We start from the raw sequence: 18,427 nt of genomic DNA on the forward strand, positions 1-18,427 counted from the left end.
CGCCCGCGCCGGCGGCCGGCCCCGCGCGCGCGGCGGCGCCGGCCAGCGACGCGCCGGCCCGGCAGAACCTGCTGGAGCTGGACCGCGAGGGCCTGGAGCGCTTCTTCGTCGAGACCCTCGGCGAGAAGCGCTTCCGCGCCCACCAGGTCATGAAGTGGATCCACCACCGCCACGTCACCACGTTCGGGGAGATGACCGACTTGGGCAAGACGCTGCGCGGCAAGCTGGAGGCGCATGCCGAGATCCGCGTGCCCGGCGTCCAGTTCGAGAAGCCCTCCGCCGACGGCACCCACAAGTGGCTGCTGGGCATGGACGGCAGGAACGCCATCGAGACGGTGTTCATCCCCGACAAGGGGCGCGGCACGCTGTGCGTGTCCTCGCAGGTGGGCTGCGCGCTCAACTGCAGCTTCTGCTCCACCGCCACCCAGGGGTTCAACCGCAACCTGTCCACCGCCGAGATCGTCGGCCAGGTCTGGGTGGCCGCGCGGCACCTCGGCAACGTCCCGCACAAGCAGCGCAGGCTCACCAACGTGGTGATGATGGGGATGGGCGAGCCGCTGATGAACTTCGACAACGTCGTGCGCGCGATGAGCGTGATGCGCGACGACCTGGGCTACGGCCTGGCCAACAAGCGCGTGACCCTGTCCACCGCCGGCATGGTGCCGATGATCGATCGCCTCGGCGAGGCCAGCGACGTGTCGCTGGCGGTCTCGCTGCACGCGCCGAACGACGAGCTGCGCAGCCAGCTGGTGCCGTTGAACAGGAAGTACCCGATCGCCGAGCTGATGGACGCCTGCAAGCGCTACGCGCTGCGCCGCAAGGGCACCTCGATCACGTTCGAGTACACGATGATGCGCGGGGTCAACGATCGCCCCGAGCATGCCCGCCAGCTGGCCGCGCTGATGCGCGCCTTCGACCGCGCGGTGCAGATGAAGGACGCCGCCAAGGTCAACCTGATTCCGTTCAACCCGTTCCCGGGCACCGCCTACGAGCGCGCCGAGGACGGCGACATCCGCGCCTTCCAGAAGCTGCTGCTGGATGCGCAGGTGCTGACCACCGTGCGCCGCACCCGCGGCGACGACATCGACGCGGCCTGCGGCCAGCTCAAGGGCCAGGTCGCCGACCGCACCCGTCGCCAGGCCGAGTTCCGCCGCCGGCTGCAGGGCGGGGAAGGCGTCGATGCGGCGGCCTGAGCCGCTCGGCCGGGTGCTGCTCGCCGCCGCGGTCGCGGCCGCCGTGCTGGCGGCCGGCTGCTCGCGGCTGACCTTCGTGCGCAAGGACTATTCCCGCGGCAAGGAAGTGCGGGTGGCGCCAGGCTACGAATTCAAGAGCACGCCGGAGCAGCGCCGGCGCAACGAGGCGGCGGTGCACCTGACCCGCGCCGACCGCGCGCTCGCGCAGGGCGATGCGGCCGCCGCGGCCGGGCATGCGCGCGACGCGCTGCGCGTGGATCCGGCCTCGGTCGATGCGCTGACCGTGCTCGGGCTGCTGGAGGCGCGCGCCGGCCGCACGGCCGAGGCGGGCGACTACTACCGCCGGGCCGCCGAGGCCGCGCCGGACAACGCCATCGCGCTCAACAACTACGGCGCCTGGCTGTGCGCGAGCGGCCGCGCGGCGGAGGCGATGCCGTACTTCGACCGCGTCATCGCCGACCCGCGCCAGGGCAACATCGCCAACGCGCTGGCCAACGCCGGCGCCTGCGCGCAGGCCGCCGGGCAGCCGGAGCGCGTCGAGCGCGACCTGCGCGCGGCGCTGGAACTGGACCCGGTCAACGTGGTGGCGTTGTCAGCGCTGGCCGAATACCAGTACCGTAATGGCCGCTACCTGGAGGCGCGGGCGTTCTCGGAGCGCCGGCTCGCCGCGGCCCCGGCCTCCGCCGGCGCGCTTCTACTCGCGTCACAGATCGAAGACAGACTCGGCGACAGGAACGCCGCCGATCGCTATCGTCAGCGGATGGGAACGGAATTCCCGGGCACGCTGTCCGAACAAGCCGGGGAAAGCAGTCGACCATGACATCTGCAGCGAATCCAGGCCTGCCCGAAGCCGGGCACGGGGAGCGCCTGCGGGAAGCGCGATCGCGCGCCGGCCTGAGCGTCGAGCAGGTCGCCGGGCGGATGCGCGTGCCGGTCCGCGTCGTGGAAGCGCTCGAGGCCGACGACTGGGACCGGTTGGGCGCGCCGGTGTTCGTGCGCGGACAGATCCGCAGCTACGCGCGCGCGCTCGGGCTCGCCGCCGACGCGCTGCTGCCGGCCGGGGCGAACCAGCCGGTGCAGCCGGCGACCCTGCAGCCCCGGACCTACACCTCGCGGCTGCAGCGCTTCGCCGAGCAGGCCTCGCGCCGGCTGGTGTACGCGGTGATCACCGCGGCGATCGCGGTCCCGGTGTGGATGGTGACCCGCCAGCACGTGGAGGGCGACGCCCGCGCCATCGCCACGCTCGACGTCGACCCGGCCTCGCTGCCCGGCGCCGCGCCGGCGCAGTCGCCGGTACCCGGCGCCGCCGGGGATCGGCCGGCCGCGCCGGCGCATCCGCAGCGGCCGTTCGTGGCCTCGATGACCCCGCCGATCCAGCGGGCGCCGGCGACGCCGCGCTCGGCCGAACTCTCCCTGACCGTGTCCGGGGAAAGCTGGGTGCAGGTGATCGCGCCGGACGGCACCGAGATCGAGCAGGCGCTGCTGCGCGCCGGCGAGAGCCGCCGCTACCCGGCCGGGCAGGTCGGACGCGTCGTGCTGGGCAACGCCGGCGCGGTGGAGGTGCGGCGCGGCGACGAGGTGCAGGACATCGCGCCCTTCATGCGCGCGAACGTGGCGCGCTTTGCGGTATCCTCTGACGGCTCGCTCGCTCCGCTTTCGGAGTGAGCAACGGCGCGCCCGCCGCGGCGCGCCCGCACGGCCAGCCGACCCGGCCCCGGGTCCCCGAGAAGAACAACAGCCCGCGGCCCGCACCGCGCGGCGAGAGACAGCATGGCGATCGACGATCTTCCAGACGAGCACGAACAGGGCGAACGCGTCCGCAACTGGCTGCGGCAGAACGGCCTCGGCATCCTGGCCGGGATCGCGATCGCGCTGGGCCTGGTCGGCGGCTGGCGCTGGTGGCAGGCGCGGGAGCATGCCCAGCGCGTCGAGGCCGGCGTCGCGTACCAGCGCCTGCTGAACGACCTCGCCAGCGGCGACCTGGACGACGCCAAGGCCCAGGTAGCGGCGATGCGCGGCACCGGCTACGGCGAGCTCGCGGTGCTGGACCTGGCCCGCGCCCAGCTCGACGCCGGCGATCTCGACGGCGCCATCCAGACCCTGCAATCCGGCGATGCCGGCGATCCGGCGCTGGAACCGATCCGGCGGCAGCGCCTGGGGCAACTGCTGATCGAGGCCGGTCGGGCCGAGGAAGCGGTGTCCCTGCTCGCCGACGCGCAGGACGCCGCCGGCCTGGAGACGCTGGGCGACGCCTACGTGGCCCTGGAGCGCGATGCCGAGGCGCGCGAGGCCTACGCCCGGGCGATGGCGCGGGCCGACGTCGCCGCGCCCGGCCGCGGCCTGATCGAACTCAAGCTCGCCGACGTCGGCGGCGAACCGCCCCAGAACGAGGTCACCCGATGAAGTCTGCCGAACGCTCCCTCGCGCTGCGCACCGCCGCCCTGCTGCTGTGCGCGGTCGCGCTGGCCGGCTGCAGCACCGTGCGCGGCTGGTTCAGCAAGGACGACGACGAGGCGCCCAACACCACCGATCCGGCCGAGCTGGTCGAGTTCACCGCGACCGCGACGCCGACCCGCCTGTGGACGGCCAGCGCCGGCAAGGGCGAGCGCCGCATCGGCGCGCGCCAGGCGCCGGCGATCGCCGACGGCCGCGTCTACGCCGCCGCGGTCCGGGGCGGCGTGCACGCCTTCGACCTGCAGACCGGCGCCTCGGTCTGGCGCTACGAGTCCGACCTGCGGCTGTCGGGCGGGCCCGGCGTCGGCGACGGGCTGGTGGTGGTCGGCGGGCTCGACGGCGAGGTGATCGCGCTGGATGCCGCCACCGGCGCCGAGCGCTGGCAGGCGAAGGTCGGCAACGAGGTGCTGGCGGCCCCGACCATCGGCCAGGGCGTGGCGATCGTGCGCTCCAACGACGGCCGCGTCACCGCGTTCGATGCCGCCACCGGCGAGCGCCGCTGGTTCTGGGTGCGCGAGCTGCCCGCGCTGACCGTGCGCGGCCACAGCGGCGTCGCGCTCGGCCCGGGCTTCGTCTTCGTCGGCAACGACGACGGCACCGTCGCCGCGCTCAGCCTCGCCGACGGCCGCGTGCTGTGGGAGCAGATGGTCGGCACGCCGGACGGGCGTACCGAACTGGAACGCATGGCCGACGTCGACGGCACGCCGGTGCTCGATGGGGCGGTGCTGTTCGCCTCCAGCTACAAGCGTCAGACGATGGCCATCGAGGCGCCCAGCGGCCGCCCGATCTGGGCCAGCGACCGCGGCGGCGTCGGCCGCCTCGGCCTGGCGCCGACGCTGCTGACCGTCTCCGACCCTAACGGCACCGTGTGGGGCCTGGACAAGCGCAGCGGCACCGCGATGTGGCAGCAGGACGCGCTGGCGCGGCGCAATCTCACCGCCGCCGCGATCCACGGCGACTACGCCGTCGTGGGCGACTACGAGGGCTACCTGCACTGGCTGCGCCTGGACAACGGCCAGTTCGCCGCCCGCGCCCGCGCCGGCCGCAAGGCGCTGCTGGGCACGCCCGCGGTCGGCGACGGCGTGCTGGTGGTGCAGAACGTCGAAGGCGACCTGAGCGCCTGGCGCATCGGCCAGTAGCCTGCTGCGCCGCGGCCCGGGCGCTCGCAACGCCCCGGCCGCCGCCCGGCGGCAAGCCGGGCCCGCGGGCCGTCCGCGCGCCGGCGGCGGTCGCACCGTCTAGGATGTACCCGGCCGCGCACGTCGCGGCCGCGGCCGTGCCCGGCCATTCCCGCTCCGTTTCGCAAGGCCATCGCCCATGTTGCCCCTCGTCGCCCTGGTGGGCCGCCCGAACGTCGGCAAGTCGACGCTCTTCAACGCGCTGACCCGCACCCGCGACGCGCTCGTCCACGACGAGCCCGGGGTGACCCGCGACCGTCACTACGGCATGTGCCGGCTCGCGCCCGAGCGCCCGTTCGTGCTGGTGGACACCGGCGGCATCGGCGGCGACGAGGCGGGGCTCGCCGGCGCCACCGCGCGCCAGGCCCGTGCCGCGGCGGAGGAGGCCGACCTGGTGCTGTTCGTGGTCGATGGCCGCGAGGGCGCCTCCGCGCTCGACGACGACCTCATGCAATGGCTGCGGCGCCACGACCGGCCCACGCTGCTGGTGGTCAACAAGACCGACGGCATCGACGCCCGCGCGGCGATGGCCGAGTTCGCCCGCTACGGCTTCGACGACGCGGTGGCGATCTCCTCCTCGCACCGGGTCGGGCTCGACGACCTGCTCGACGACGTGCTGGCGCGGCTGCCGGCCGAGGGCGAGGGCGAGGCGCCGGACGACGACCCGGAGCGGATGCGCGTGGCCTTCGTCGGCCGCCCCAACGTCGGCAAGTCGACCCTGGTCAACCGCCTGCTCGGCGAGGAGCGCATGATCGCCTCCGAGGTGCCCGGCACCACCCGCGATTCGATCTCGGTCGATCTCGAGCGCGACGGCCGCCGCTACCGCCTGATCGACACCGCCGGCATCCGCCGCAAGGGCCGGGTGGAGGAGGCGGTGGAGAAGTTCTCGGTGGTCAAGACGCTGCAGGCCATCGAGCAGTGCCAGGTGGCGGTGGTGCTGCTCGACGCCAGCGAGGGCGTGACCGACCAGGACGCGAGCGTGCTCGGCGCGGTGCTCGACGCCGGCCGCGCGCTGGTGGTCGCGGTCAACAAGTGGGACGGCCTGAGCGCCTACCAGCGCGAGCAGGTCGAAGCGCTGCTGTCGCGCAAGCTGGCCTTCGTGCCCTGGGCCGAGGCCGTGCGCATCAGCGCGATGCACGGCTCCGGCCTGCGCGAGCTGTTCCGCGCGATCCACCGCGCGCACCTGTCCGCGACCCGCGAGCTCGGCACCTCCGAGGTGACCCGCGCGCTCGAGGCCGCCTATGCCGCCAACCCGCCGCCGACGGTGCGCGGGCACGTCGCCAAGCTGCGCTTCGCCCATCCCGGCGGCACCAACCCGCCGACGGTGGTGGTGCACGGCACCCGCCTGCGGACCCTGCCGCAGAGCTACCACCGCTACCTCGAGAACTTCTTCCGCAAGCGCTTCCGGCTGGTGGGCACGCCGGTGCGCTTCGTCTTCAAGGAAGGCGACAACCCCTACAAGGACCGCAAGAACGAGCTGACCGAGCGCCAGGTGGCGCGCAAGCGGCGGCTGATCCGGCACGTCAAGCGCGGCAAGTGAGCGCGCGCGCGCCCGCGCAGGTCACGCTCGGCATCCTCGCCGGCGGCCGCGCCACCCGGCTGGGCGGGCGCGACAAGGCCTGGCTGCGGCGCGACGGCCGCGCGCAGGTGGAGCACGTGGTCGCGGCGCTGGGGCCGCTGGCGTCGCGGGTGCTGGTCAGCGCCAACCGCGAGCCGGCGCGCTACGCCGCGATCGGGCTGGAGACGGTGGCCGATGAGGTCCCGGACCGCGGACCGCTCGGCGGGCTGCACGCGCTGGCCGCGGCCTGTCGCACCCCGTGGCTGCTGACCGCGCCGGTGGACGTCCTGCACCCGGACGCCGCCGCCGCCGCGCCCCTGCTCGCCGCGCCGGAGCCCGCCTTCGCGGTCGACGAGGACGGCGTGCAGCCGCTGTTCGCCTGCTGGCCCGCGGCCGCGCTCGCCGCCGCGGCCGCCGAAGCCCTGCGCGAGGACCGCCTCGCGGTGCAGGCGCTGCAGCGCCGGCTCGGCATGCGCGCGCTCGCGCTGGCCGGCCGCCTGGGCAACCTCAACACGCCGGCCGACCTCGCCGCGGCCGGCATCGCGACCGATCCGGAGGCCCGATGAACGCCGAGTTCCCCACCCGCATCGCCTACGCCGAGGCCTGCGCGCTGATCGACGCCGCGGCCGCGCGCCACCGCACCCCGGTGGAGCGCGTGGCGCTGGCGCGCGCGCACGGCCTGGTCCTGGCCGAGGACGTCCGCGCCGGCCTGCGCCAGCCGCCGTTCGACAACTCGGCGATGGACGGCTACGCGTTCCGGCACGCCGACCTGGCGCAGGCGCTCGCGCAGGGCCTGCGGCTGGCCGGCGAACAGTTCGCCGGGCCGGCGCTCGACCTGGCGGTCGCGCCCGGGACCTGCGTGCGCATCACCACCGGCGCGCCGCTGCCGCGCGGCGCCGACAGCGTGGTGATGAAGGAGAACGCGCGGGAAGCCGACGGCCGGGTCCGCATCCTCGAGCCGCAGGCCGCCGGGCGCCATGTCCGCCGCGCCGGCGAGGACAGCGAGGTCGGCGACCTGCTGGCGCAGGCGGGCCAGGTCCTGACCCCGGCCCGGCTGGCGCTGTGCGCCTCGCAGGGACTGGCCGAACTGCCGGTGCGGCGCCGGCCCACGGTGGCGGTGTTCACTACCGGCGACGAGCTGGCCGAGCCGGGCGCGCCGCTGCGTCCCGGCCAGATCTACAACTCCAACCGCGCGCAGCTGATGGCGCTGCTGCGCGACGCCGGCCTGGAGCCCACCGCCTGGCCGACGCTGCCCGACGATCCCGGCCAGGTGTACTCGGCGCTGCTGCACGCCGGCCACGCCTTCGACCTCGTGCTCACCTGCGGCGGCGTTTCCGCGGGGGAGAAGGACCATCTGCCGGCGCTGCTGGCCGAGCGCGGCCGGGTGCTGTTCTGGAAGGCGAGGCTGAAGCCCGGCATGCCGGTGCTGCTGGCCGAGGGCAGCGCGCTCGGCGACGCCCTGTTCCTGTGCCTGCCCGGCAACCCGGTCTCGGTGCTCGCCACCTGGCTGGCGCTGGGCCGGCGCCTGGCCGACGGCCTGCAGGGCCGCGCGCCGCGGCCGCGCCGCTACGCGCGGCTGGCGCAGCCCTGGGACAAGCGCCACGAACGGCTGGAGTTCCTGCGCGGCTCCCTGGAGGAGCGCGGCGACGGCGTGGTGCGGGTGCATCCCAACCCGGCCGACGGCTCGCACCGCATGCGCGCGGCCGCCGACGCCGACGCGCTGATCCTGCTGGAGGAGGGCGTGCGCGCCTATCCGGCCGACGCGGTGGTGGAGATCCTGGCGTACTGAAGCCGCGCGCGCTCTCACGGGCGCGGCCCGGAACGCAGAAACCCGCCACCGGGTCGCCGCCGGCGCGGGCGGGAGCGATAATGCGCGCATGTCCGTCGATGAAATCACGCCCCGCGAAGCGCTGCGGCGCCAGCGCGCCGGGGCCCGGCTGATCGACGTGCGCGAGCCTCACGAGCGCGCGGCCGGCATGGCCGAGGGCGCCGACGGCATCGCCCTGGACGAGCTGGCCGAACGCGCCGGCGAAGCGCTGCCCGATGCCGGCGCCGAGGTGCTGCTGATCTGCCAGACCGGCGGCCGCTCGCTGCGCGCCGCGCAGCTGCTGGCCGCGCGCGGCTACGCCCGGGTCGCCTCGATCAGTGGCGGCACCTCGCGCTGGCAGGCCGAGGGGCTGCCGATGACCGCGGCGGATGCCGGCTTCGACGCCGATTTCCACGAACGCTACGACCGCCACCTGCGGCTGCCGGAGATCGGGGCGGCGGGGCAGGCGCGCCTGGCCGCGGCGCGCGTGCTGCTGGTCGGCGCCGGCGGGCTCGGTTCGCCGGCCGCCTACTACCTGGCCGCGGCCGGCGTGGGCACGCTGCGCCTGGTCGACGACGACGTGGTGGAGCGCAGCAACCTGCAGCGGCAGATCCTGCACACGGAAGCGCGCATCGGCGTGCCCAAGGTGGCGTCGGCGGCGCAGGCGCTGGCCGCGCTCAACCCGCGCACGCGCGTGGAGACGGTGGCCGAGCGCGCGACCTCCGCCAACATCGAGGCGCTGCTGGAGGGCGTCAACGTGGCGATCGACGGCGCCGACAACTTTCCCCTGCGCTACCTGCTCAACGACGCCTGCGTGAAGCTGGGCAAGCCGCTGATCTATGGCGCCGTGCACCGCTTCGAGGGCCAGAGCAGCGTATTCGACACCGCCGGCCGCCGCGGCGAGGCGCCGTGCTACCGCTGCCTGTTCCCCGAGCCACCGCCGCCGGAGGCGGCGCCGAACTGCGCCGAGGCCGGCGTGCTCGGCGTGCTGCCAGGCGTGATCGGCACGATCCAGGCCACCGAGGCGGTGAAGCTGCTGCTAGGCATCGGCGAGCCGCTGCGCGGGCGCTTGCTGCATTTCGACGCGCTGGGCATGCGCTTCCGGCAGACGCGGCTGCACGCCGATCCCGACTGCCCGGTCTGCGCGCCGGGCAGAGCGTTCCCGGGCTACATCGACTACGCGGCCTTCTGCGCCGCCAGCGCATAGCGCGATCGCGCCCGGGAGCCGGTCGGCGGAAACGTTCGAGCCGTGCAGCCAGGACGGCTGCCGCCGCTCGCGCTTTTCAGGGGGCATCGACCCGCCGCAAGCGGTCCCACATCGTTCCTTCTTCCGGAAGCGGGCGCATGCCGTCCCTTTCGGCACCTTCCCCCGCTTGCGGGGGAAGGGAAAAACAGAGTGCTCCCCGCTTGCGGGGGAAGGGAAAGCAACATGCTCCCCGCTTGCGGGGAAGGAAAAACCAGGATGGGCCCCGCCTGGGCTGTCGCACCCTGAAGGTCGAGACAGCCTAGGGCTCCGCGTGCGGCGCGATCAGCGCCTGCAGCCAGTCGGTAAAGACGCGCAGCAGCCGCGATGCGCGCTGGCGCGCCGGGAACAGCACCGTCGCCGGCAGGCTGGGCGGCGGATGGGCGGGCAGCACTTCGACCAGGCGGCCGTCGGCGAGCAGGTCGGCGACGTCGTAGCGCGGCACCTGGATCGCGCCGAGGCCGGCCAGCGCGCAGGCGATGTAGGTCTCGGCGTTGGCGACCGCGATCCGCCCGCGCATCGGCCGTTCGACGGTGCCTCGCGCGGTCCGGAACGCCCAGGGCTCGGGCCGGCCGGTCGGGGCGTGGCAGAAATGCACCGCCGGCAGTTCGGCCACGCTGTCGAGATCGAGCCCCCCGGAGCACCGCGCCAGCAGCGCGGGCGCCGCGCAGGTGATCTGGCGCAGGCGGCCCAGCGGCCGCGCGACCAGATCCACGTCGCGCACGGGGCCTACCCGCAGCACGCAGTCGATGCCGTCGCCGACCAGGTCGCTGAGCCGGTCGCTGCCGCCGAGGTCCAGGCGCACGTCCGGGTACTCGGCCAGAAAGCCCGGCAGCGCCGGCGCTACCAGCCGCCGCGCCATCCGCGCCGGCACCTCGACGCGCAGTAGCCCGGCGGGCCGCTCGCCGGCACGGAACATCTGCCCGATGCCGTCGGCCTCGGCCAGCAGCGCCTCGCAGCGCGTGCGCAACAGTTCGCCGTCGCCGCTCAGCCGCACCCGCCGGGTGCTGCGCAGGAACAACTGCACGCCCAGGTGCGCCTCCAGCTGGCGGATCGCGGCCGAGACCGAGGAGGGCGCCAGGCCCAGCAGCGCCGCGGCGCGGGTGAACCCGCCGCAATCGGCGACCTGCTGGAAGACCCGGAGGTGGTGCAGGAGATCCACGGCGATTGTTCGATGAATCCGAATTCAAATTCAGGATTGCATGTGTGTAATCGTGAAATCGTCGATGGTCAACTGCCCGTTCCCCACCTCAGGAGCGCTTGCATGCCCCGGATCGACCATTCCCTCCCCGGCAAGACCGTGCTGATCGCCGGCGGCGCCAAGAACCTGGGCGGCCTGATCGCCCGCGACCTGGCCGCGCACGGCGCCGCCGCCGTGCTGGTCCATCACCATGCCGAGGACAGCCGCGAGGCGGCGCAGGCCACGGTTCGCGCGGTCGAGGCGGCCGGCACACGGGCGCTGGCGGTGCAGGGCGACCTGACCCGCCCGGCGGAGGTCGCGCGGGTGTTCGACGCCGGCCTCGAGGCCTTCGGCCGCATCGACATCGCGATCAATACCGTCGGCCGCGTGCTCAAGAAGCCGATCGTGGAGATCAGCGAGGCCGAGTACGACCGCATGTTCGACGTCAACGCCAAGGCGGCGTTCTTCTTCCTGCAGGAGGCCGGCCGCAAGCTGGCCGACCACGGCAAGGCGCTGACCCTGGTGACCTCGCTGCTGGGCGCCTTCACCCCGTTCTACGCCGCCTACGCCGGGGCCAAGGCGCCGGTGGAGCACTTCACCCGCGCGGCGGCCAAGGAGTTCGGGGCGCGCGGGATCTCGGTGATGGCGGTCGGGCCGGGGCCGATGGACACGCCGTTCTTCTACGGCCAGGAGGGCGAGGACGCCGTGGCCTACCACCGCACCGCCGCCGCGCTGTCGGCCTTCAGCCGTACCGGGCTCACCGACATCGAGGACATCGCCCCGCTGGTGCGCCACCTGGTGACCGAGGGCTGGTGGATGACCGGGCAGACGATCCTGGCCAACGGCGGCTACACCACCAAGTAGCGCGGCGTACCGGCGGCCTTCACGCAGGGGCGGGCAGGATCGGCGCGTTGCGATCCGCTTCCCCCGGAGATGCCCGATGCCGCGATGGCTGTGGTGCCTGTGCCTGCTGCTCGCCGCGCCGCTGGCGCGGGCCGCCGATCCCTGTCCGCTGCTGCGCGCGCAGGCCGCGTCGCCCGATCCCGGCACGCGGGTGGCCGCCGTCGCCTGCGAAGAACACCAGCTCTGGCACCGGCCCTTCATCGACGCCGACGGCCGCGTGGCCGGCTCCGTCGTGCGCGAGGCGGAGACCGGCCTGCTGGCCAACGGCGAGCAGGCCTGGCGCCGGGTGGCCGGCTACTGGCGCGACAGCGGCCTGCTGCCGCGCGTGGCCGGTCGGCCCGGGGCGGGGGAGTGCGCCTACGCCGGCATGGGCGGCTATCCGTCGCCGGGCTGCCGCGCCTTCATCGTCGATACGCCGTGGTCGGCCGCGTTCGTGTCCTGGGTGATGCGCCGCGCGGGCCTGCCCGGCTTCAACGGCTCGCCCAGCCACGTGGACTACGTGCGCGACGCCTACCGCACGCCCGACGCCAGCGCGTATCTCGTCACCGCGCCGGAATCGGCGCGCCTGCAGCGCGGCGACCTGCTGTGCTACGCGCGCGCGGCCAATCGCAGCTTCGGTTTCTCCGGCCTCGCCCAGCTGCTCGCCGCCGGCGAGGACGGGCTGGGCATGCACTGCGACATCGTGGTGGGCGCGCAGCCGCGCGACGGCATGGCCTACCTGGTCGGCGGCAACGTATTCGACGGCGTGACCCTGCGCATGCTGCCGCTGACCCCGGGCGGCCAGCTGCGGCCGCTGCCGACGCGGCAGCCGGGCGATGCGCCCTGCAGCCCGGAGCGCCCGGACCTGTGCAGCGCGAACCGGCAGGACTGGACGGTGCTGCTGCAGCTCAAGCCCGCGCAGGCGCTCGCCGGGCTGGCGCCGCCGCCGCCGTGGCCCCCGGCCGCGCCGGCACCGGCGCCCGCTTCGCCCGCCGCGCTGCCCGCGCAACCGCCGGGCACGCCGGCCGGCTGCTGCGTGTATTGCGTCGCCGGCGATACCCGCGTGCCGCGCTGCCCGAATCCGCGCGCAGGCGGCGGCTGACGGGCCGCCTCAGCGCAGGAAGCGCGCCAGCGCCTGCCCGTACCCGGGATGCGCGTGCAGATCGTTGTGGCCGGCCGTGTCGATGGCGACCACCTCGACGTCGCCGCCGAGCCCGGCCAGCAGGGCATCGGTGCGCGCCGGCGGCACCACCTCGTCGCGCCCGGCGCGCAGCACCAGCAGCGGCCCGCGGTAGCCGCGCAGGTGCGCGGCGGTCTCGTAGCGCTCGCGCAGCAGCAGGCGCACCGGCAGCCAGGGATAGTGCCCGGCCGCGACCGCGCCCAGGCTGTCGAACGGGGTGACCAGCGCCAGCCGGTCCACCGGCCGCCGCGCGGCGAGATAGGCGGCCACGCTGCTGCCCAGGCTGCGACCGACCACGGCGATCCGCTGCCCCGGGTGGCGGGCGCGGACGAAGTCGTACAGCGCGAGCGCGTCGGCGTACAGCGCCGCCTCGCCCGGCGCGCCATCGCTGGCGCCGTAGCCGCGATGCGCGGGCAGGTAGACGCTGCGCTCAGGCAGCCAGGCCGCGAACGCCTCGCGGTTGTCCTCCACCCGCTCGGCGTTGCCGCCGAAGTACAGCACCGGGTCCGGCGCGCCGGGGTTGGCGATCCAGCCGCGCAGCACCGCGTCGCCGCGATCGAGCGCGAAGTCGGTGCCGGCGGGCTCGGCGCGGGTGAGCTGCGGGTAGTACAGCAGCCGGCGCTGCTGCGCGAACATCAGCAGGCACAGCGCCAGGTACAGCCCCACCGCCGCGGCGAGCAGCCAGAGCGCGGCCCTCATCGCCGCGCTCAGGTCCTGGCGTGGGCGGCGCGCGCGGCCTCGAAGGCGGCGAGCTGCTCCGGCGTGGCCTCGCGCTGGTGGCGCGCCTTCCATTCCGAAAACGGCATGCCGTAGACGCGCTCGCGCGCGGCCTCGCGGTCCAGTTCCACGCCGCGCTCGGCCGCCGCCTCGCGATACCAGTCGGCCAGGCAGTTACGGCAGAAGCCGGCCAGGATCATCAGGTCGATGTTCTGCACGTCGGGCCGCGCGTGGTTGAGATGGTGCAGCAGGCGGCGGAAGGCGGCGGCCTCGATGTCCTCGGTGCGTGGGGCGTCGGTCATGGCATGGGGTCCGGTGGACGGGAGCGGCAGCATCGCGCGTGCGACGCGCGCCTGCAAACCCGGCGCCCGATCGGGGACAATGGCGCCCGCGTTCTCCCGCCACCGCCCCCATGACCTCCGAACCCGCACCGCAGGCCCGCATCCTCGACGGCCGCCGCATCGCCGATTCCCTGCTCGACGAGCTCCGCCTGCGCGTGGACGCGCGCGTGGCCGCCGGCGGTACGCGTCCAGGGCTGGCGGTGGTGCTGGTCGGGCAGGACCCGGCCTCGCAGTCCTACGTGCGCAACAAGCGCCGCGCGGCCGAGAAGGTCGGCATCCGCGCGATCGACATCGACCTGCCGGCCGGCACCTCCGAGGCCGAGCTGGGCGCGCTGATCGACCGCCTCAACGCCGATCCCGAGGTGCACGGCATCCTGATCCAGCTGCCGCTGCCGGGCATCCCCGACGCCAACCGCCTGATCCAGCGCATCGACCCGCGCAAGGACGTCGACGGCTTCCATCCCGAGAACGTCGGCCGGCTGGCGCTGCGCCAGTTCGGGCTGCGCCCGTGCACGCCGCGCGGCATCACCACGCTGCTGGCCTACACCGACCGCCCGGTACGCGGGCAGAACGCGACCATCGTCGGCGTCTCCAACCACGTCGGCCGGCCGATGGCGCTGGAACTGCTGATCGCCGGCTGCACCGTGACCAGCTGCCACCGCTTCACCCCGCGCGAGGTGCTGCGCCAGCGCGTGGGCGAGGCCGACGTGCTGGTGGTGGCGGTGGGCCGCCCGGACATCGTGCCGGGCGAATGGGTGAAGCCGGGCGCGGTGGTGATCGACGTGGGCATCAACCGCCTCGACGACGGCCGCCTGGTCGGCGACGTCGGCTTCGCCGCCGCCGCCCGCCGCGCGAGCTGGATCACCCCGGTCCCGGGCGGGGTAGGGCCGATGACGGTGGCCACCCTGATGCAGAACACCCTGGAAGCCGCCGAGGCCGCCGACGCCCCCGCCTGATCCGGCGTCGGGGCGACCCCTTCTCCGCAAGCGGGTGCACGTCGTCCCTTCTCCCGCGAGCGGGCTCATGTCATCCCTTCTCCCGCAAGCGGGCGCAGCGCCGGATGAGGGCGACTTTGCACGCCTGCGGCGTGCCCCCATCCGCCTGGGAAGGGAAAAACAGAGTGCACCCCGCTCGCGGGGCAAGGGAAAACTCGCGGGGGAAGGGAAAAACAGCATGCCCCCGCCGGCCGGGAAAGCGACCTTTCGCACGCCGAGCATCGATCCTGCCCGGGACGATCCGTCCCAGCCGCCGGGCCTAAAACCGCGCCGCGGCGCCGGTCTACCGCGCCGACAGGCCGCCCGACGCGGTACAATGACGCGCTTCTCCCCCTCCGGACCGCCCATGCTGCGCATCCAGGTCGAAGCACTCACCTACGACGACGTCTCGCTCGTTCCGGCGCATTCGACGATCCTGCCGAAGGACGTCTTGCTCGCCACCCGCCTCACCCGCGACCTGCGCCTCAACCTGCCGATCGTTTCCGCCGCGATGGACACGGTGACCGAGGCGCGGCTGGCCATCGCCATGGCCCAGCTCGGCGGCATCGGCATCATCCACAAGAACATGCCCCTGGAGCGCCAGGCCGCGGAAGTGGCGCGGGTGAAGAACTTCGAGGCCGGGGTGATCAAGGAGCCCTTCACCGTCGGGCCCGACACCACCATCGGCGAGGTGCTCAAGCTGACCCGCGCGCGCAACATCTCCGGCGTGCCGGTGGTCGAGGGCGGGCAGCTGGTGGGCATCGTCACCGGCCGCGACATGCGCTTCGAGACCAAGCTCGACGACCCGGTGCGCAACGTCATGACCCGCCGGGACCGGCTGGTCACCGTGCGCGAGGGCGCCGGCGACGACGAGGTGCTGGGCCTGCTGCACAAGCACCGCATCGAGAAGGTGCTGGTGGTCAACGATAGCTTCGAGCTGCGCGGGCTGATCACCGTCAAGGACATCCAGAAGGCGCGCGACAACCCCAACGCGGCCAAGGACGCCGACGAGCAGCTGCTGGTCGGCGCCGCCGTCGGCGTGGGCGGCGACACCGAGGCGCGCATCGAGGCGCTGGTCGCCGCTGGCGTGGACGTGGTCATCGTCGATACCGCGCACGGCCACGCGCAGGGCGTGATCGACCGCGTGGCCTGGGTCAAGAAGACCTTCCCGCAGGTGCAGGTGGTCGGCGGCAACATCGTCACCGGCGACGCCGCGCGCGCGCTCGAGGACGCCGGCGCCGACGCGGTCAAGGTCGGCGTGGGCCCCGGCTCGATCTGCACCACCCGCATGGTCGCCGGCGTCGGCGTGCCGCAGGTGACCGCGGTGTCGATGGTGGCCGAGGCGCTGGCCGACCGCATTCCGCTGATCGCCGACGGCGGCATCCGCTATTCCGGCGACATCGGCAAGGCGATCGCCGCCGGCGCCTCCACGGTGATGATCGGCGGCCTGTTCGCCGGCACCGAGGAGTCGCCCGGCGAGACCGAACTGTTCCAGGGCCGCAGCTACAAGAGCTATCGCGGCATGGGCTCGCTCGGCGCGATGGAGAAGGGCTCTAAGGACCGTTACTTCCAGGACGCCGCCGAGGCCGACAAGCTGGTGCCCGAGGGCATCGAGGGCCGGGTGCCGTACCGCGGCCCGCTCTCCGGCGTGGTGCACCAGCTCGCCGGCGGCCTGCGCGCGACCATGGGCTACGTCGGTTGCGCGACCATCGACGACATGCGCACGCGCCCGACCTTCGTCAAGATCACTGGCGCCGGGCAGCGCGAGAGCCACGTGCACGACGTACAGATCACCAAGGAACCGCCCAACTACCGGATGGGCTGACCATGCGCCGCAAACCCGCACCGCCTTCCGGCGCGTCGCCGCGCCCCCTGCGCCGGCGACGCCTGGGCGCCGGCATGCTCGCCCTGGCGCTGATCGTGGTGGTGCTGATGGGCCTGCAGTGGTACCGCGGCCACCAGGTCGCCAGCTCCTGCACCGACAACGGCGGCCACTGGGACGCCGAGCGCCAGCGCTGCACCTTCGGCGGCCCCGGCCGCATCCCCGAACCTCCCGAGCCCGCCCCGCAATGACCGATCTGCACAGCGACAAGATCCTCATCCTCGATTTCGGCGCCCAGTACACCCAGCTGATCGCCCGGCGGATCCGCGAGATCGGCGTCTACTGCGAGATCTGGGCCTGGGACCACGACCCGGACGAGATCGCGCGCTTCGCGCCCAAGGGCATCATCCTGTCCGGCGGGCCGGAATCCACCACCCAGCACGGCGCGCCCGAAGCGCCGCGGCAGGTCTTCGACGCCGGCGTGCCGCTCTTGGGCATCTGCTACGGCATGCAGACCCTGGCCAAGCAGCTCGGCGGCGAGACCGAGGCCGCCGACCAGCGCGAATACGGCCACGCCGAGCTCACCATCGTCGCCTCCGATCGCCTGTTCGAGGGCCTGTACGACCACCCGGGCTCGCCGCGCCGGCTGGACGTGTGGATGAGCCACGGCGACCACGTCTCGCGCGCGCCGCCCGGCTTCACCGTCACCGCCAGCACCGACCGCGTGCCGGTGGCGGCCTTCGCCCACGACGAAAAGCCCTGGTACGGCGTGCAGTTCCACCCCGAGGTCACCCACACCAAGCAGGGCCGGGCGCTGCTGGAGCGCTTCGTCGTCGACATCTGCGGCTGCCGCACCCTGTGGACCGCCGCCAACATCATCGAAGACCAGATCGCCCGCGTGCGCGAGCAGGTCGGCAAAGACGAGGTGATCCTGGGGCTGTCGGGCGGCGTCGATTCCTCGGTGGTCGCCGCGCTGCTGCACAAGGCCATCGGCGACCAGCTGACCTGCGTGTTCGTCGACACCGGCCTGCTGCGCTTCCAGGAAGGCGACCAGGTGATGACCACCTTCGCCGAGCACCTGGGCGTGCGCGTGGTGCGCGTGGACGCGCACGAGCGCTACTTCCGCGCCCTGGCCGGCGTGACCGACCCCGAGGCCAAGCGCAAGATCATCGGCAACCTGTTCGTCGAGATCTTCGACGAGGAAGCCGGGCGCCTGAGCAACGCCAAGTGGCTGGCCCAGGGCACCATCTACCCCGACGTGATCGAATCGGCCGGCAGCAAGACCGGCAAGGCCCACGTCATCAAGAGCCACCACAACGTCGGCGGCCTGCCCGAGCACATGAAGCTCGGCCTGGTCGAGCCGCTGCGCGAGCTGTTCAAGGACGAGGTGCGGCGGCTGGGCGTGGAACTCGGCCTGCCGCACAAGATGGTCTACCGCCACCCGTTCCCCGGCCCCGGCCTGGGCGTGCGCATCCTGGGCGAAGTGCGCCAGGAATACGCCGAACTGCTGGCCCGCGCGGACGCCATCTTCATCGAGGAACTGATGCGCAGCGGCCTGTACGACCAAGTCAGCCAGGCCTTCGCCGTGTTCCTGCCGGTGAAGTCCGTGGGCGTGGTGGGCGATGCCCGCGCCTACGAATGGGTGATCGCCCTGCGCGCGGTGGAGACGATCGACTTCATGACCGCGCACTGGGCGCACCTGCCCTACGACTTCCTCGGCCGCGTCTCCAACCGCATCATCAACGAGGTGCGCGGCGTCTCGCGCGTGGTCTACGACATCAGCGGGAAGCCGCCGGCGACGATTGAGTGGGAGTGAGGGCTTGCCAGCAGCGCTGGCACCTTCGATAGCAAAGGGCGACCGCACGCTAGGCAGGTAGTCTTCGTGCAAAAGCAGGACG

At 73.8% G+C, this 18,427-nt stretch carries 18 protein-coding genes; 15 read left to right on the top strand and 3 right to left on the bottom strand.

What is annotated here, in order from left to right:
- Window positions 1–68: 68 nt before the first annotated feature.
- From rlmN to moeB, 9 genes are all read left to right on the top strand, one after another.
- The gene (rlmN, locus tag Z164_RS0108120) at window positions 69–1,193 is read left to right on the top strand and encodes a dual-specificity RNA methyltransferase RlmN (RefSeq protein ID WP_043689623.1); all 1,125 of its coding nucleotides are present in this window, start codon (window positions 69–71) and stop codon (window positions 1,191–1,193) included.
- Window positions 1,180–2,013, top strand: a complete 834-nt coding sequence (locus Z164_RS0108125) for a tetratricopeptide repeat protein (protein ID WP_024890209.1) — start codon at window positions 1,180–1,182, stop codon at window positions 2,011–2,013. Before rlmN ends, Z164_RS0108125 begins: the two co-directional genes overlap by 14 nt.
- Window positions 2,010–2,858 carry a helix-turn-helix domain-containing protein gene (locus Z164_RS0108130; RefSeq protein ID WP_024890210.1) on the top strand — a complete coding sequence of 283 codons (849 nt, stop codon included), beginning with the start codon at window positions 2,010–2,012 and terminating at the stop codon, window positions 2,856–2,858. The genes Z164_RS0108125 and Z164_RS0108130 overlap by 4 nt, the downstream gene beginning before the upstream one ends.
- Before the next feature lie 105 nt (window positions 2,859–2,963).
- Window positions 2,964–3,596 carry a YfgM family protein gene (locus Z164_RS0108135; RefSeq protein WP_024890211.1) on the top strand — a complete coding sequence of 211 codons (633 nt, stop codon included), beginning with the start codon at window positions 2,964–2,966 and terminating at the stop codon, window positions 3,594–3,596.
- Window positions 3,593–4,786, top strand: a complete 1,194-nt coding sequence (gene bamB / locus Z164_RS0108140; RefSeq protein WP_024890212.1) for an outer membrane protein assembly factor BamB — start codon at window positions 3,593–3,595, stop codon at window positions 4,784–4,786. The genes Z164_RS0108135 and bamB overlap by 4 nt, the downstream gene beginning before the upstream one ends.
- A 178-nt stretch (window positions 4,787–4,964) precedes the next feature.
- Complete coding sequence (gene der, locus Z164_RS0108145) at window positions 4,965–6,365, top strand: ribosome biogenesis GTPase Der (RefSeq protein WP_024890213.1); 1,401 nt, start codon at window positions 4,965–4,967, stop codon at window positions 6,363–6,365.
- A complete protein-coding gene (gene mobA, locus Z164_RS0108150; RefSeq protein WP_024890214.1) occupies window positions 6,362–6,949 on the top strand; it encodes a molybdenum cofactor guanylyltransferase in 588 nt (195 codons plus the stop codon). Before der ends, mobA begins: the two co-directional genes overlap by 4 nt.
- Window positions 6,946–8,172: a molybdopterin molybdotransferase MoeA gene (locus tag Z164_RS0108155; protein WP_024890215.1), complete on the top strand. Its 1,227-nt coding sequence runs from the start codon at window positions 6,946–6,948 to the stop codon at window positions 8,170–8,172. The genes mobA and Z164_RS0108155 overlap by 4 nt, the downstream gene beginning before the upstream one ends.
- 88 nt (window positions 8,173–8,260) lie before the next feature.
- Window positions 8,261–9,397: a molybdopterin-synthase adenylyltransferase MoeB gene (gene moeB, locus Z164_RS0108160; RefSeq protein ID WP_024890216.1), complete on the top strand. Its 1,137-nt coding sequence runs from the start codon at window positions 8,261–8,263 to the stop codon at window positions 9,395–9,397.
- Between the two features lie 298 nt (window positions 9,398–9,695).
- On the opposite strand, the gene Z164_RS0108165 is transcribed toward moeB, so the two are convergent.
- A complete protein-coding gene (locus Z164_RS0108165; protein WP_024890217.1) occupies window positions 9,696–10,595 on the bottom strand; it encodes a LysR family transcriptional regulator in 900 nt (299 codons plus the stop codon).
- A gap of 102 nt (window positions 10,596–10,697) precedes the next feature.
- On the opposite strand from Z164_RS0108165, the gene Z164_RS0108170 reads away from it, so the two are divergent.
- Window positions 10,698–11,477: an SDR family oxidoreductase gene (locus Z164_RS0108170; RefSeq protein WP_043689601.1), complete on the top strand. Its 780-nt coding sequence runs from the start codon at window positions 10,698–10,700 to the stop codon at window positions 11,475–11,477.
- 76 nt (window positions 11,478–11,553) lie between these two features.
- On the top strand, window positions 11,554–12,597 hold the full coding sequence (locus tag Z164_RS0108175; RefSeq protein ID WP_024890219.1) for a DUF2272 domain-containing protein: 1,044 nt from the start codon (window positions 11,554–11,556) through the stop codon (window positions 12,595–12,597).
- Between the two features lie 9 nt (window positions 12,598–12,606).
- Here the strand turns inward: Z164_RS0108175 and Z164_RS0108180 are convergent, their stop codons facing one another.
- Both Z164_RS0108180 and Z164_RS0108185 read right to left on the bottom strand, forming a co-directional pair.
- On the bottom strand, window positions 12,607–13,374 hold the full coding sequence (locus Z164_RS0108180) for an alpha/beta hydrolase (RefSeq protein ID WP_024890220.1): 768 nt from the start codon (window positions 13,372–13,374) through the stop codon (window positions 12,607–12,609).
- Window positions 13,375–13,382: 8 nt separating this feature from the next.
- A complete protein-coding gene (locus tag Z164_RS0108185) occupies window positions 13,383–13,694 on the bottom strand; it encodes a DUF1244 domain-containing protein (RefSeq protein WP_024890221.1) in 312 nt (103 codons plus the stop codon).
- 110 nt (window positions 13,695–13,804) lie between these two features.
- On the opposite strand from Z164_RS0108185, the gene folD reads away from it, so the two are divergent.
- The 4 genes from folD to guaA all read left to right on the top strand — a co-directional run bounded on the left by folD (window position 13,805) and on the right by guaA (window position 18,345).
- Entirely contained in the window at window positions 13,805–14,689 is an 885-nt protein-coding gene (gene folD / locus Z164_RS0108190; protein ID WP_024890222.1) for a bifunctional methylenetetrahydrofolate dehydrogenase/methenyltetrahydrofolate cyclohydrolase FolD, read from the top strand.
- A gap of 385 nt (window positions 14,690–15,074) precedes the next feature.
- Window positions 15,075–16,532, top strand: coding sequence for an IMP dehydrogenase (guaB, locus tag Z164_RS0108195; RefSeq protein WP_024890223.1), 1,458 nt, complete (start codon window positions 15,075–15,077; stop codon window positions 16,530–16,532).
- A gap of 2 nt (window positions 16,533–16,534) precedes the next feature.
- Window positions 16,535–16,780, top strand: a complete 246-nt coding sequence (locus Z164_RS0108200) for a hypothetical protein (protein ID WP_024890224.1) — start codon at window positions 16,535–16,537, stop codon at window positions 16,778–16,780.
- Window positions 16,777–18,345, top strand: coding sequence for a glutamine-hydrolyzing GMP synthase (gene guaA / locus Z164_RS0108205; protein WP_024890225.1), 1,569 nt, complete (start codon window positions 16,777–16,779; stop codon window positions 18,343–18,345). The genes Z164_RS0108200 and guaA overlap by 4 nt, the downstream gene beginning before the upstream one ends.
- The last annotated feature ends 82 nt before the right edge of the window (window positions 18,346–18,427 follow it).

The sequence above is a fragment of the Luteimonas huabeiensis HB2 genome, from assembly GCF_000559025.1.
GTDB classification, from domain to species: domain Bacteria; phylum Pseudomonadota; class Gammaproteobacteria; order Xanthomonadales; family Xanthomonadaceae; genus Luteimonas; species Luteimonas huabeiensis.